Below are 14787 nucleotides of genomic sequence, written 5' to 3' on the forward strand. Positions count from 1 at the left end.
GCGGAATGCAGCAGTTAGCAACGATGTGCCGAGCGGGAGCTCAGTGCTACTTCATACTTTAGTACAACCCACCTTTGACCACCCAAACTACCTTCACTTCCGAAAAACTGGAACAGCAGCTGCTCCAGGAAGATGCGCTGCTACGTGGGCACTTCCGGCTTTCTTCAGGTCTGCATTCCGATACTTATGTGCAGTGTGCTCGGTTCTTGCGCCGGCCAGATTTAGCGGAGCCTGCTGCTGCCGAGCTGGCGCGGCAGATTCGGGAAGCCGGTTTGCAGCCGGATGTGGTGGTAGGACCGGCGATGGGCGGCCTGGTCATTGGCTACGAGCTGGCCCGACAACTGTGCGTGCCGGGCATTTTCACGGAGCGTGACGAGTCGGGGCAGATGACTTTGCGGCGCGGCTTTACCATCAGCCCCGGCGAAAAAGTGATAATTGCTGAGGACGTGGTGACTACCGGCAAGAGCACCAACGAAGTAGCGCGGGTACTGGAAGGATTGGGTGCAAAAGTTTTGGCCGTAGCAAGTTTAATTGACCGCACGAGTGCCCAAGCTGCGCTGAATTTTCCGAACTTTGCCCTGCTGCCGGTAACGGCGGCCACCTACGCACCCGATGATTGCCCGCTGTGCCGGGCAGGTATTCCGGTGGTGAAACCCGGCAGTCGGCCGGAGAAAGCGTTTTCTTAAACCTACTCGGGCAGGCAAACGGCCGCTGAGCAAGGCATTTTCGGCGTACCCCGCGCGGGTATGCTTCCTCACGTAGGCAGTTTCGCCTAAGCGTGGGAAACCCGAAAAATAGATAAACCACTCCTTTTGGACTCTACCCAAAGAACAATTCAGCTCCTGCTCAAGCCCGGCCAACACGATGGCGAGGGCCAACGCGTGGCAGAAGCTGCCCAGCGTCACCTTGGCCTCGCTACCGGCCGGGTGCAAAGCACCGCCCTCTACACGGTGCGCTACCCAGTAACTGATGAGCAGCTGCGTGACTTCGCCACCCACTGCCTTCAAGACCCGGTGTTGCACGACGTGGCCCTCGACGAGTTTCGCCACGACCCCACTTACAAGAGCTACATCTTGGTAGCCAAGCTGCCCGGAGTCACCGACGACGAAGGTATATCGGCGCAGAATGCCCTCGGCGACTTCCTAAACCAGCCGCTCGACACGCACACGCAGCACATCTTCAGTAAACGGCTCTACTTGCTGGAGCACGAGCTGCCGGAGAGTAGCCTGCGCCGCCTCGCCGAAGAGCTGCTCGGCAACAAGCTCATTCACCGCTTCGAAACCGGCCCCATCACCCAGATCCGCGACTACACGCCGCGGCCGGGCGGCGGGGCCGAATCTATTACCAACACCGTGCGCCTCGTGGGCCTCTCTGATGAAGAGCTGGTGCAACTATCGAAGGACAACCTTTACGCGCTCAACCTGGAGGAAATGCAGGCCGTGCGCAGCCATTACGTGAGTATTGGTGCGGAGCGACAGGCGGCCGGCTTACCACAGGACCCGACGGACTGCGAGCTAGAAATAGTGGCCCAGACCTGGTCGGAGCACTGCAAGCATAAGGAGTTCAGCGCTGTCATCAAATACAAGGATGCCGATACGGGTGAGGAGTTTGAGGTGGATTCGCTCTTCAAAACCTACATCAAAGACGCCACGGCCGAGGTGGACCGCCAGCTCCGCGCCAACGGCAACGACTGGCTGATTAAGGTGTTTTCAGACAACGCCGGGGCCGTGCGCATCAATCCGGAGTCGTTGTTCGTGTGGAAGGTGGAGACGCACAATTCACCTTCAGCCATCGACCCGTACGGCGGGGCTATTACGGGCATTCTGGGCAACAACCGTGACCCGCTGGCTACCGGCATCGGGGGCGCGCGGCTGCTGTTCAATACCAACGTGCTGTGCTTCGGCAACCCCGAGTTCAACGGCACTTTGCTGAGCAACCAGCTGCATCCGCGCCGCATTTTTGAAGGCGTGCGCAAGGGCATTGAGGATGGCGGCAACAAGTCGGGAGTGCCGACCGTGAACGGCGCCATCGTGTTCGATGACCGCTACTCGGGCAAGCCGCTGGTGTATTGCGGTACCGGCGCCGTGATGCCCATGCAGCTGGCCGGGCTGGATTCGTGGGAGAAGAAGATTGACGCACAAGACCGTATCATCATGGCTGGTGGCCGGGTGGGCAAAGACGGTATCCACGGCGCTACCTTTTCCTCTATTGAGTTGGATGAAACCTCGCCGGCTACGGCTGTACAAATCGGCAGCCCCATCACGCAGAAGCTAGCCATGGATTTCCTGGTGCTGGCTACGCGGCGCGGCCTTATCAAATGCAGCACCGACAACGGCGCGGGCGGCTTGTCGTCGTCTATCGGTGAGCTGGCGACTATCAGCGGCGGCGCGGTGGTGGAATTGGAGCGCGTACCGCTGAAGTATCCGGGGCTGCGGCCGTGGGAAATCTTTGTTTCGGAGTCGCAGGAGCGGTTTTCGCTGGCCGTGGAGCCAAGCAAGCTGGATGAACTGCTGGCTCTGGGCCGCGAGATGGAAGTGGAACTGACTGACATCGGCTACTTCACCGCCGACGGCAACCTCGATGTGCGCTTCGACGGCGCATCAGTGGCCCGCCTGAATATGGAGTTCCTGCACAACGGCGTCCCACGCAAGGTGCTGGAAGCCGAATGGCAAAAACCCGCTCTGAAAGAGCCGGGTTTTAATGAGGAATTAAGAATGAAGAATGAGAAATTAGAGGGCGATAATTCCTCATTCCTCACTCCTCATTCTTCATTTGATTACAACGACATCCTGCACCGTTTGCTTGGCAGCCTGAACATCTGCTCCCGCGAGTCGGTGATTCGGCAATACGACCATGAGGTGAAGGGCCGCACCATTATCAAGCCGCTGATGGGCGCGACGGGCCAGGCGCCGCAGGACGCGGCAGTGGTTCGGTTCAACTTCGAGAGCTGGGAAGGTGTGGCCGTGAGCAACGGTATTCTGCCCCGCTTCGGCGATTTGGACGCATACCATATGTCGGCCGGAGCGTTTGATGAGGCGGTGCGTCAGATTGTGGCAGTAGGAGGGAAGCTTCCCAACCTGAGCCACGGCGACGGCAACTTCTGGTCCGTTAATGACAACTTCTGCGTGCCCGACTCGGTGTACGACCCGGTGACGAACCCCGACGGCAAGCTCAAGCTAGCCAAGCTGGTGCGTATGTGCCAAGCCCTGCGCGACGCCACGGCCGCCTACTGCATCCCGCTCACGAGCGGCAAGGACTCGATGAAGAACGACTTCAAGGCCGACGGCGTGAAGATTTCGGTGCCACCTACGGTGCTGTACTCCATGACCGCCAAAATCGGGGACGTCCGCCGCACCATCACCTCCGACTTCAAGCAGGCCGACGACGTGGTGTACTTGCTAGGTGAGACCTATGATGAACTGGGCGGCTCGGAGTTCTACCAACTCTTCGACGAGCTAGGGGCCAACGTGCCGCAGGTTCGTTTCGAGCAAGCCAAAGCCCTCTACGTCCTCATCGGCCAGGCCAACGACCAGGGCCTCATCCAGTCCTGCCACGACCTTTCCGATGGCGGCTTGGCGGTGGCACTAGCGGAAGCTACGTTTGGCTATGGCTTCGGAGCCGAGGTAGAACTGCCTGCCAATGAACTCACGCTGCCGGTGCAGCTGTTTTCGGAGTCGCACTCGCGGTTCGTGGCCACGGTAGCGCCGGAAGATGTGGTGGCTTTCGAGCAGCACTTCGGTGCCCGCGCTACGCGTTTGGGCCGCGTGACGCAAGACGGCCAGCTCACGGTGCACCACGGCGGCCAGACGGTTGTTTCGGCCAGCACTGCTGCCTTGCGGCACGCGTGGACGAACGGGCCGGTTAATCGAATCATTGGCTTCGGCCAGCATGAGGTAGCGCAATAGTACGATGGAAGACCACCCAATTCTGCCGGATTTAAACACCCCGCCGCGGCCCCAGCATGAAGACCCCGGCCACGAAATCCTGGACGCCGAAGGCAACATAGTATTGCCCGGCTTCAAAAGCGTAGACGCCGGCCACGAGTCAACGGAGCCTCTGAAAGGCCCTGACTCAGCTCAACAAGAGCAACCAACCAACAACCAACAACCAACAACCAATCACCAAAAACCAGTCAAGGCGCTTATTCTGACGGGCTTCGGCATCAACTGCGAAGAGGAGTTTGCGGCGGCTTATCGGCTGGCGGGCGCGGAAGCTACCATCGTGCACCTGAATCAGGTGTTGCACGGCCACATCAGCATCCACGACTACGACATTCTGAACTTTCCGGGCGGCTTCAGCTTCGGCGACGACCTGGGCTCCGGCGTGGTGCTAGCCAACAAGCTGCGCTACCGCAAAAACGCCGAAGGCCGCACGCTGCTCGATGACATCAAGGCGTTTATCGCCCACGGCAAGTTCGTGATGGGCATCTGCAACGGTTTCCAGGTGCTGGTGAAGCTAGGCTTACTGCCCAACCTGAGCGGCCACGTAACGCCCGAAGTGACCCTGACGCACAACGCCTCGGGCCGCTACGAAGACCGTTGGGTACGCCTGAAAGTCAACCCCAGCTCTCATTCGCCCTTCCTCAAAGGCCTTGACACGTTGGAAGTGCCCGTGCGCCACGGCGAGGGCCGCCTCATCATCTCGGGCACCGATACGCTGGCCGAAATTGAGGCCCGCGCCCTCAACTGCCTGGCCTACACCGACTACGACGGCTCGCCCACCGACGTGTACCCCTTCAACCCCAACGGCGCCGACCTCAACTGCGCCGGCTTAACCGACGCCACCGGCCAGGTATTCGGCCTGATGCCGCACCCGGAGGCATTTCTCTCGCTCTACAACCACCCCGACTGGGCGCGGCGCAAGCGGGCCAACCCGGAGCTGAGTGAAGAAGGGGATGGGTTACGGCTGTTTCGCAATATTGTGGAGCACGTGGCGTCGTTGCCTCACCCCCCGGCCCCCTCTCCTTCAGAGAGGGGGAGCCACGGCGGCGCTGATGTGGAAGGGCAGCCTTTGCACTTGACGGCTGATAGGAAAGCGTGGTTCAATGGGTTGAAGGAGCACGGAGTAGAAATGCGTCGGCAGCCAACTTTAGCCGAGGATTTTTTGTGGCAACACCTGCGAGAAAGACAGATGGACGGTTACAAATTTCGCCGTCAGCATACGATTGAGCGGTTTATCGTGGATTTCATCTGCCTTGAAAAGCACCTGATAGTAGAGGTTGATGGTGGTGTTCATGGTGAGACTGAACAAGCTGAGTATGACCAAGGCCGTACGCACGAACTGCAGGAATTAGGTTACCAAATTATTCGCTTCACTAACGACGAAGCCCTGCACCAAACGTCACAAGTATTACAGCAGATTTATCAAACGCTGGAGGCAAAAGAAGCGACCCCCGACTAAGCTACACCCCACAAAAAACCACACCACGCAAACCACCACATTCACGGTCGCCTGGCTCCCCCTCTCTGAAGGAGAGGGGGCCGGGGGGTGAGGCACCAACCACTCCCATTATGAACACCCTCAACCACTTCGATACCCCTCAGCTCGAACTCCTGCACCGCGGCAAAGTACGCGACTCGTACCGTGCCCCCTCGGGCGAGCGGCTTATTGTGGTGACGGACCGGCTGTCGGCGTTCGATTCGGTTCTGGAAACGCCCGTGGCCCACAAAGGCGCGGTGCTGAATGGGCTGGCCGCTTTCTGGTTCGACAAAACGCAGCACATCATCCCCAATCACGTCATCTCCCTGCTCGACCCCAATGTGACCCTGGCCAAGGAGGCTGAGCCGATTCGGGTGGAGATGGTAGTGCGCAACTATATCACGGGCTCCATGCTGCGCGGCTACCAAAAAGGCCAGCGCACTTTCTCGGGTGTGACCGTACCCGACGGGCTGACCAAGCACCAGCAGTTTCCCGAGCCCATCGTAACGCCAACGACGAAAGAGGAGTCGGACCGGGAAATCACGCCCGAAAACTTGGTGTCGGAAGGTTGGGTGTCGGCGGAGCTGTACGAGCAGATGCGGGTGAAGTCGCTGGAGCTGTTCAACTTCGCTTCGGAGTGGATGGCGGCGCGCGGCATCATCCTTGTAGATACCAAGTACGAGTTTGGACTGCTGAATGGGGAGCTAATTCTCATCGACGAAATCCATACGCCGGACTCGTCGCGGTTTTGGAGCGCGGAAGACTACGCCCGCAACCCCGAGACGGCCGAGCAGATGGACAAGGAGTACGTGCGTCAGTGGCTGATTCAGAACAAGCAGGACGGCCAATACCCCCGCGCCCTCACCCCGGAAGTGGCGCAGGAAGCCACCCGCCGCTACCTCGACATCTACGAGCGTATCACCGGCGCCCCACTGCCCATCGGCTCGGAACTGACTACTGGCGGCGACGTGCGGGCCCGCCTCGTAGGCAACCTCGTGCGGGCCGGTATCATGAAGGATGAATAGCCATCATCAAAGCCAAGCCCAGAGCCGCCAGCTGCGGGGGCTGTGAAACGCAAGTTCAAATGACCATTACCATCCGCAAACTGCTCCCCGCTGATAGCCCCGCTTACCGCCGTGTGCGGCTGGACTGCCTGGCTCAGTATCCTAGCAGCTTTGGTTCCTCTTTGGAAGAAGAAAGCCAAAAAATTCCGCTAGTTTTTGAGCAGAAGATAGAAGAGGAAGCGGCCGATGCTTTCATGATGGGAGCCTGGGATGGAGCGGAGTTGGTAGGTATCTGCGGGTTTGTGCGGGAGAACCGGCGAAAAGTTCGTCATCATGGAGACATCCGGCAGGTATATGTGGCGCCCGCGTATGCCGGCCGCGGTGTTGGGAGGCTGTTGATGGTCCAAACAATTCAGGCGGCCTTTGCCCTACCTGGGATGGAACAGATTTTCCTGGGCGTAGTGGCCGACAACGCCGCTGCTGGTAAATTGTATGAAAGCCTGGAATTCAAGGAATATGGCCTCCAGCGCAAGTATTTAAAAGTTGACAATCAATATTTCGACCATCGGTTGATGGTGCTGTTTCGCTCTGATTTTCAAAACGTTTCCACATGACGCCAGCTCCTATACCCATAGTTCTCCTCGGCGGCGGGGCCCGTGAACACGCCATGGCGTGGAAGCTGACCCGCGACGGAGCCACCGTGCACGTGCTGCCCGGTAACGGCGGCATCCCGAACAGCCACCCCCACATCAGCGCCACCGACTTCCCGGCCATTCAAAGCTTCTGCCAGGAACACGGCGTGAAGCTTATCGTGGTTGGGCCAGAGGCACCGCTGGCGGCCGGCGTAACGGACTACTTTGCTGGTTCTAACATTCGCGTCTTTGGTCCTGGTCGGGCCGGCGCGACGTTGGAAAGCTCCAAGGTATGGTCCAAGGACTTCATGCGGCGGCACGGCGTGGCTACGGCGCTGTCGTGGCAATATCGCAGCGACAAACTGGACGAGGCCCGCGCCAAAGCCACGGAGCTGGATGGGCAAGTAGTGGTGAAGTTCGACGGTCTGGCTGCTGGCAAAGGTGTGTACGTCTGCTCCTCCGTAGCAGAAGCCCACGCCGCCCTCGATGACCTGCAAACTCAGCACACCGGCTGGTTCAGCTTTCTGCTGGAAGAAAAGCTGGCCGGCCCCGAAATCAGCATCATCGGCGTCACGGATGGCAACCGCATCCGGCTGCTGGCGCCCTCCCAGGACCATAAACAGCTGCTGGCCGGCGACCGGGGACCGAACACCGGCGGCATGGGCGCCTACTGCCCCGTACCTTTCGCCGACGACAACGTGCTGGCCGCCATCCGTACCCACATAGTGGACCCTACGCTCCAAGGCCTGCAACGAGAGCAGTTCGAATTCAAGGGCTTCCTGTACTTCGGCATCATGCTCACGCCGCAAGGCCCGAAGCTGCTCGAATACAACGTCCGCCTCGGCGACCCGGAAGCTGAAGTACTGCTACCTGCGCTGGAAAGCAGCTTGCTCGAACTCATCGAAGCCACGTTGGATGGCACGCTTCAGCAGACGATAGTGTGGCAGCGGCCCGGCTATTATGTAGGGGTGGTGCTGGCTTCGGAGGGGTATCCGGCCGCCCAGTTCCCGACGGGCTTTCCTATAACTGGCCTCGACCAATTGCATCCGAGCATCCTGGCCTTCCACGGCGCCACCCGCCAGCAAGACGGGCAACTTGTGACCAGCGGCGGCCGAGTGCTGGTGCTGGTCGGCCACGGCCACGAGCTGGAAGAAGCCGTGGCGCACGTGTATCGGGAAGCAGAAAGAGTTAAATTTCAGGGGGTATACCTCCGTACCGACATTGGCCAACGGCCCGCTCCCGTTCTTGAAGGCACCTGGTAAGCATAGCGTCCGCAAGCAGCGCCTGGCGATTTTACTGTCGGGCCGGGGCTCCAACATGGTGGCCCTGGTAAAGGCTGTACAACACGGCGTACTGCGCGAATTGGCCGAGGTAGCGGTAGTGTTCAGCAACAAGCCCGATGCGCCCGGCCTGGAAACGGCCGCCGCGCTAGGCTGCCCCACGGCCAGCTTGGCTAGCCAGGGTAAGAAGCGGACTGAGTTTGATGCCGAAGTAGTGGATCTGCTAAACCAATACCAACCCGATTATATCGTGCTGGCTGGCTATATGCGCATTCTGTCGCCCACCTTCATCCAGGCCTTTGCAGGGTGCATCCTCAACATTCACCCCGCCGATACTCACCAGCACCAGGGTCTGCACGCCTACGAATGGGCCTTTAAAAATCACTTGTCGGAAACCAAAATCACGGTGCATCTGGTTGATGAGGGTCTCGACACCGGACCCGTCCTCGCTCAGCAGTCCGTGGACTTGCGCGGGGCTGATTCGCTAACCGAAGTGGAGCGCCGCGGCCTGGCCGTGGAGCACTTCCTCTACGCTGATACCTTGGCCCGCCTCATCCGGAGCGAGCTGCAAACAACCGAAACAGCCGCTACACAAGTTGCTACTTCCGAATCTACACCTGAGCCATTGGCGCCATTGTCGTCCGGTTCCCTCTCGCTGAACGAGAAAGGACCGGGGGGTGAGGCTATTCGTTGAACATCACCACCCACCCCGGTAAGGAGACTCACCACTCCCTACCAACCACTCAATACTTCCCATGTGCGGAATAGTAGGTTTTTACGGCCCCGATGACGTTGCGCACGATATCGTGTTTGGCCTCACCGCGTTGCAGCACCGCGGGCAGGACGCGGCCGGCATCGCCACCTTCGACGATAATTTTCACCTCTGCAAAGGCAACGGGCTCATCGCCGACGTGTTCCGTCCCAAAAAGCTGCGCAAGCTGAAGGGCAACATCGGCATCGGCCACGCCCGCTATACCACCCAGGGCTCCAACGACGCCGAGCTGGCCCAGCCGTTCACCACCAGCTATCCGTTTGGGCTGGCGATGGTGCACAACGGCAACGTCATCAACTTCCGGCAGGCCGCCAAGCGCCTGCACGAGAAGTACCACGTGCTGCCCAAGACGAGCAACGACCTGGAGCTCATCATGTACACCTTCGCCTCGGAGCTGCGCCTGAAGAATCTCGATGCGTTGTCGGTAATCGATATTTTCGATGCCGTAGAAACCACGCAGGAGCTGGTGAAGGGCGCGTACGCCACCATCACCGTTATTGCCGGCCACGGGTTGCTGGCTTTCAACGACCCGCTGGGCATCCGGCCGCTGGTGCTGGGCCGCCGCGAGACGGAAAACGGACCCATCTACGCCTTCGCCTCCGAGAGCACCTGCTTCGACTACCTGGGCTTCGAGTTTATCAAGAACGTGGGTCCGGGCCAGGCGATATTCATCGACAAGGACTTCAAGGTTCACCACAAGAATCCGTATCAGCAGCCGAAGAACTTCTGCGTATTTGAGCACATCTACTTTGCTCGCGAAGACTCTTCCATCCACGGCCGGCTGGTGGCTCGGGAGCGTGTTCGTTTGGGTAAGATGCTGGCCCGCAAGGTTATCGAGTCGGGTATTCAGCCCGACATGGTGATTGACGTGCCTTCGTCGGGCTACTTCGCGGCTTCCGGTTTGGCCGAAGCTATTGGCGTGCCATACCGCCGGGTGTTGGTGAAGAACAACCACATGGGCCGCTCCTTCATCGTGAGCAGCCAGGCGGGGCGCGAGGACATCGTCAAGAAGAAGCTCAACCCTATTCGCGAGTTCGTAGAAGGCAAAAAAATAGCTGTAGTCGACGATAGTATCGTGCGGGGCACTACCTCGCGGCGCATCGTGCGGATTCTGCGCGAGGCGGGCGCCAAGGAAGTATACTTCATTTCCAGCGCTCCGCCCATCATCAGCCCCTGCATCTACGGCATCGATATGGCCATGAGCACCGAGCTGATTGCAGCCAACTACACCGAGGAGGAAATCTGCCGCTACATCGAGGCCGATAAGGTCATCTACCAATCGATAGAGGATTTGCAGGAGCTGTTTGCGGAAGATAAAGGCCACGGCGGCAGCTGCTTCGCCTGCTTCACCGGCCGCTACCCTACTGGCGACGTCACCAAGTATCTGCGGCACATCCAGGAAGAGCGCCAAAGCCACCGCCCCGACAAAAAGGACCGCTCCGACGTGATGCCTTCCGTGAGCGCCAAGGCTCCTGCCCCAACGGAACATTAAGTGGAGGAGTCAGGAGTAAGAAGCTAGGAGATGGAATAGGCCATGTCTGCTTATTCTCTTCTTATGCTTGTCTGCAGATACTTCTGTTAGTCCGTTACTCCACACCTTCAACTCCTCACTTACAACTCTATTCTGCTTCTAACTCGGGTTGGACCGATGCCCACGGCAAAAAGTGTGGCTTGCTCCTACCTACTAGCTTCTCACTCCTAGCTCCTTACATGTCCACTTCTTCGCAGAAACCCGCCGGTTACGACATCGACCTTGGCAACGAATGCTCCCGCAACGCCTACGCCTGGTCGAAGAAAACTTTCGCCAACCGCGCTGGCAAGCCCGGTGAGCCCGCTCAGGACCTCGACGGCGGCTTTGCCAATGAAATCCGCTTCGGCAACGCCCGCCTCGGTATTTCCTCCGACGGCATCGGAACTAAGATTGAAGTAGCGGAGCGGGTAGGCAAGTTCGATACGCTAGGCTATGACCTGGTAGCTATGACTGCCGACGACCTCATCGTCGGCGGCTTCGTACCCACCAATCTCTCCAACATCATCGACGTGAATACGCTCGACTACGAGGTGATAGACGAGATGATGCGTGGCTTGCACGATGCTTGCAACTTCGCGGAAATGGCCATTACGGGCGGCGAAATTGCCGAGCTAGGTAATCGTATAGGCGGCTGGGCGGGCGCCAAGATGAACTTCAACTGGTGTTCCACCGCCATTGGCAGCCTGCACCCAAGTTTGGAGCGCCCGCTCAGTGGCGCGAGCGTACGGGCAGGGCAGGCCGTGGTGGCGCTTCGCTCGCCAAGCTTCCGTTCCAACGGTTTCTCCCTGGCCCGCCGAACCCTGCAAAACCTCTTCGGCGACAACTGGCACCTAGCGCCCTATGAGGAATTAATAATTAATAATGAAGAATTAGGAATTGCTGAGACGCACTCCAACGACCAACAACCAACAACCAACAACCAAAAACTAACTTGGGGTGAGGTGCTGTTGGCGCCTTCGCTGATTTACTCGCCCGGTGTGTCTCGGGTGCTCGACGCGGGCCTGCCGATTTATGCCGCGGCGCATATCACCGGCGGCGGCATCGCCGATAATTTTAAGCGGGTGCTCAAAAACGGCGTGGGCGCCGAACTGACCAATCTTTTCGAGCCTCTACCCGCCATGCAAAAACTCACCGAGTTGGCCGGCATCACCCCCGCCGATGCCTACCTCTACTGGAACATGGGCAACGGCATGCTCCTCGTAACGGACCAAGACCAAGCCGAGGCCGTAGCCGCCCACTTACAAGCTCAGGGCTACGAAGCCCAAGTAGCTGGCTGTATCACCGCCGAGCCGGGCATTCGGCTGAAAGTGGGAGCCGGAGAGCTGAACTACGAAGGATAGGAAACCCGCCCGTTTCCTGACGCGGCAAGGACCTGAGCCCGCAGGAAGTAGCGACGTAACAACGTCGCTACTTCCTGCGGGCTCAGGTCCTTGCCGCTCAGAGCGAACCAGTCAGTTAGGCTTGTTCAATATCAAAGCCAGCTTGAGCAACAGCTTTCATGATTAACTCTGGAATGGGGTTTTCGCCTTCCACGGTCAGGATTTTCGCGGGGTCGTTGGTATCGACGTGCCACTTTTGAATACTGGCTTCGGCGTCGAGGAAAGGCGTAACGGCGCGTACGCAGTTGGAGCAGTTGATGCTGGTTTTGAACTGGAGAGTAGACATGGTGAGAAGACGGTTGAGCCACTGATGCCGCAAGTAAAACGGCAGCGGCGAGTGAAACGATGTTAGCTCCGGCTATACGTAGGAGCATGAGGCAAAAGTAGCAGCGGCAATCAGCGGAAGTAGTGCAGACTTTGGCCGGGCGCGTATAGATTTTAGGTTTTTGCGAGGCCAGCCCGACTACTTGTTGCCTGGCTGCTGTAACCTGCGCAAGTAGCAATGCTCCCGTACTCTAGTTTCTTCCAAACCCCGACTGTCTCCACGCGATGTCTACTCCCGCCATCATCAGTTTCGGTGAAATGCTCTGGGATATACTTCCAGAAGGGAAGCAGCCCGGCGGAGCGCCTCTCAATGTTGCCATTCATCTCAATAATCTAGGTCTACCAGCGCGCCTCATCAGCCGTGTTGGCAACGATGCGCTAGGAGCGGAGCTGCTGGAGTTTGTGCGAAGCAGAGGCGTAGATATCAGCTACATTCAGGAAGACAACACGCACCCAACTGGCACCGTGGAAGCCAACGTGACCAATAAAAAAGAGGTAGCCTACAATATCGTGCAACCCGTGGCGTGGGATTTTATAGGGTACCACGAAACCCTGGCTACCACTGTAGCTCAAGCCCAGATAATAGTGTACGGGAGTCTCGCCGCTCGTCACCCAACCACTGCCGAAACGCTCTTTCACCTTCTGGAACAAGCTTCATTCAAGATCTGCGACGTCAATCTGCGCGCTCCGCACTACAAGCAGACTACGCTGGAGCACCTGATGACTGCCGCCGACCTAGTGAAAATGAATCACCACGAATTGGCGCTAATAGCTGGCTGGTATAGCGGCGCTACCAAAGAAGAAACGGCCATAACAGAGCTGGCCCAACGCTTCGCGCTGCCAACCGTGTGCGTAACGAAAGGCGAAGACGGCGCCATACTATACCACAACGGTATTTTCTATTACAGCCCCAGCTTGCCCATAACTGTGCGCGACACGATAGGCAGCGGCGACGCTTTTTTGGCCGCGCTACTCTACAGTTTACTCCGCCAAGACCACCCGGAGCAATGCTTACGTTTTGCGAGTGCCGCTGGCGCCTTGGTGGCCACTTACCAAGGCGCCACTCCACCGATACAAGTGGCCGAAATTCGAGCCTTGCAGGCGCAGTTGGTATAGCACGCCTAGATGCTCCACGAGAATATTGACTTTCACTTTCTTGTGGCACTACCTAAATATTGAGTCGTGCAGCCTACATCCTATTAACCCAATTGGGGCATTTACTCCTGCCACATCGAAAACAAGCCTGCTTTGGTAGGCGTCGATTTAGGCATGGGCCCACTTGCGCCACTTCCTGGCTTCGACGATGTTATTGAGGTAACCATACAGCTCCTGACGTGTGACGCTAATGGTATTCCCAGTCTGGCAGAGCTGGAAGTATTGGGTAATATGGAAAACCAATTGAGGTTACAATTAGAAGAGCAAATAGAGGCAATTTTTGTAGGCAAGACGCTCAGTGGAGGAGTGAAGAAACTTTTCTACTACACTCCAAACACTACTCTATATGACGTTCTGGTTGCCAAAGAATTAGCGTGTTATTCTACTTATAAATACGTTTATGGAACTTCTTCTGACCACGGGTGGGAAACCTATCTAGATTTTCTTTTCCCTGATCCGGCGGCTATGCGGCGTATTCAAATGCCAAATAACTAATGCGGCCAAGCTGGCGCCTTTTAAGCGCTAAAGCACCGCGGTTTCCTCCTCCAAGCACGGCACCATTGCGTGGCCAGAGCCTGATGCAAGCCGCTGTTGGTGCTGCATACCCCAATCGCGCAGCATGAAGATGATCGGGTCGAGAGTGTGCGCATAGGGTAGCACCGCGTAACACACCGATACGGGCGGACCAGCTTGCACCGTGCGTTGAATTAGCTGATGCGCTTCCAAGTCCTTCAGCTCTTTGGCCAGCACTTTCGCGGAAATAGCGGGAATGCTTTGCTTGATGTCGCTGAACCGATGGTGACCTGTGTAGAGCGAAACCATGATCTGAAGCTTCCACTTACCATTGAGCACCCCTAACGCAACGCGCAGGTGCTCAAGCGCCGTGATACAGTGAACAAAGTCAGGGGTTTCCATTAGTGAGCAATAGCAAGACGACTTCAAAGATACATTCCCAACGTGAGGGCTTACCTGGAAGTTACCGTTTTACTTTAGTTATTAAATAACATTTTATCAGCTAGTAACTTTTAGTAACCAAAACGCTCTACCTTTAGCGCCCTAATCGCGCAGTTGCACCTTTTTCCACCGCACTCATGGACGACTCTGCTAACTCCTTCCATAGCGTAGTCAATGCCTACCCGCCAACCTCCCCAAGCCGAGTAGCCGACCTTCCGCTGCTTGAGATTTTACGTTTTTGCGGATAAGAATAGAGGTTCAGCCTCTCCACTGCGGCACTGTGAGCAAGCAATTATTCGTGCTGGGAAAATAAAGTGGCTGCTGATTCGTCGTCCGTT

General features: G+C 57.8%; 13 protein-coding genes. 11 read left to right on the forward strand and 2 right to left on the reverse strand.

The features are described from left to right. Positions 1-74 precede the first annotated feature (74 nt). The 9 genes from pyrE (at position 75) to ACYSMN_RS02515 (ending at position 11977) form a co-directional block, all read left to right on the forward strand. Positions 75-686: an orotate phosphoribosyltransferase gene (pyrE, locus tag ACYSMN_RS02475; RefSeq protein WP_488922256.1), complete on the forward strand. Its 612-nt coding sequence runs from the start codon at positions 75-77 to the stop codon at positions 684-686. A 126-nt stretch (positions 687-812) separates the two neighbouring features. Beyond that, positions 813-3905, forward strand: a complete 3093-nt coding sequence (locus ACYSMN_RS02480) for a phosphoribosylformylglycinamidine synthase subunit PurL (RefSeq protein WP_488922257.1) — start codon at positions 813-815, stop codon at positions 3903-3905. A gap of 4 nt (positions 3906-3909) precedes the next feature. Further along, a complete protein-coding gene (locus tag ACYSMN_RS02485; RefSeq protein ID WP_488922258.1) occupies positions 3910-5400 on the forward strand; it encodes a phosphoribosylformylglycinamidine synthase subunit PurQ in 1491 nt (496 codons plus the stop codon). A gap of 110 nt (positions 5401-5510) precedes the next feature. Further along, entirely contained in the window at positions 5511-6443 is a 933-nt protein-coding gene (locus ACYSMN_RS02490) for a phosphoribosylaminoimidazolesuccinocarboxamide synthase (RefSeq protein WP_488922259.1), read from the forward strand. A 59-nt stretch (positions 6444-6502) separates the two neighbouring features. After that, entirely contained in the window at positions 6503-7036 is a 534-nt protein-coding gene (locus ACYSMN_RS02495) for a GNAT family N-acetyltransferase (RefSeq protein ID WP_488922260.1), read from the forward strand. Further along, on the forward strand, positions 7033-8316 hold the full coding sequence (gene purD / locus ACYSMN_RS02500; RefSeq protein ID WP_488922261.1) for a phosphoribosylamine--glycine ligase: 1284 nt from the start codon (positions 7033-7035) through the stop codon (positions 8314-8316). Before ACYSMN_RS02495 ends, purD begins: the two co-directional genes overlap by 4 nt. Then, positions 8300-9028 (forward strand): phosphoribosylglycinamide formyltransferase, encoded by a 729-nt coding sequence (gene purN, locus ACYSMN_RS02505; RefSeq protein WP_488922262.1) that lies wholly within the window; start codon positions 8300-8302, stop codon positions 9026-9028. The genes purD and purN overlap by 17 nt, the downstream gene beginning before the upstream one ends. Positions 9029-9089: 61 nt before the next feature. Next, positions 9090-10598 carry an amidophosphoribosyltransferase gene (purF, locus tag ACYSMN_RS02510; RefSeq protein ID WP_488922263.1) on the forward strand — a complete coding sequence of 503 codons (1509 nt, stop codon included), beginning with the start codon at positions 9090-9092 and terminating at the stop codon, positions 10596-10598. 218 nt (positions 10599-10816) lie between these two features. Continuing rightward, the gene (locus ACYSMN_RS02515; protein WP_488922264.1) at positions 10817-11977 is read left to right on the forward strand and encodes an AIR synthase-related protein; all 1161 of its coding nucleotides are present in this window, start codon (positions 10817-10819) and stop codon (positions 11975-11977) included. 115 nt (positions 11978-12092) lie between these two features. Here ACYSMN_RS02515 and ACYSMN_RS02520 read toward each other — a convergent pair whose 3' ends face one another. Then, the gene (locus tag ACYSMN_RS02520) at positions 12093-12302 is read right to left on the reverse strand and encodes a heavy-metal-associated domain-containing protein (RefSeq protein WP_488922265.1); all 210 of its coding nucleotides are present in this window, start codon (positions 12300-12302) and stop codon (positions 12093-12095) included. 263 nt (positions 12303-12565) lie between these two features. Between ACYSMN_RS02520 and ACYSMN_RS02525 the strand changes: the two genes are divergently transcribed. Beyond that, a complete protein-coding gene (locus tag ACYSMN_RS02525) occupies positions 12566-13456 on the forward strand; it encodes a carbohydrate kinase family protein (RefSeq protein ID WP_488922266.1) in 891 nt (296 codons plus the stop codon). A gap of 99 nt (positions 13457-13555) precedes the next feature. After that, the gene (locus ACYSMN_RS02530; protein ID WP_488922540.1) at positions 13556-13990 is read left to right on the forward strand and encodes a DUF695 domain-containing protein; all 435 of its coding nucleotides are present in this window, start codon (positions 13556-13558) and stop codon (positions 13988-13990) included. A gap of 27 nt (positions 13991-14017) precedes the next feature. Here ACYSMN_RS02530 and ACYSMN_RS02535 read toward each other — a convergent pair whose 3' ends face one another. Continuing rightward, positions 14018-14410 (reverse strand): winged helix-turn-helix transcriptional regulator, encoded by a 393-nt coding sequence (locus ACYSMN_RS02535; RefSeq protein WP_488922267.1) that lies wholly within the window; start codon positions 14408-14410, stop codon positions 14018-14020. Between the last annotated feature and the right edge of the window lie 377 nt (positions 14411-14787).

This window comes from Hymenobacter sp. M1-2 (genome assembly GCF_057808495.1).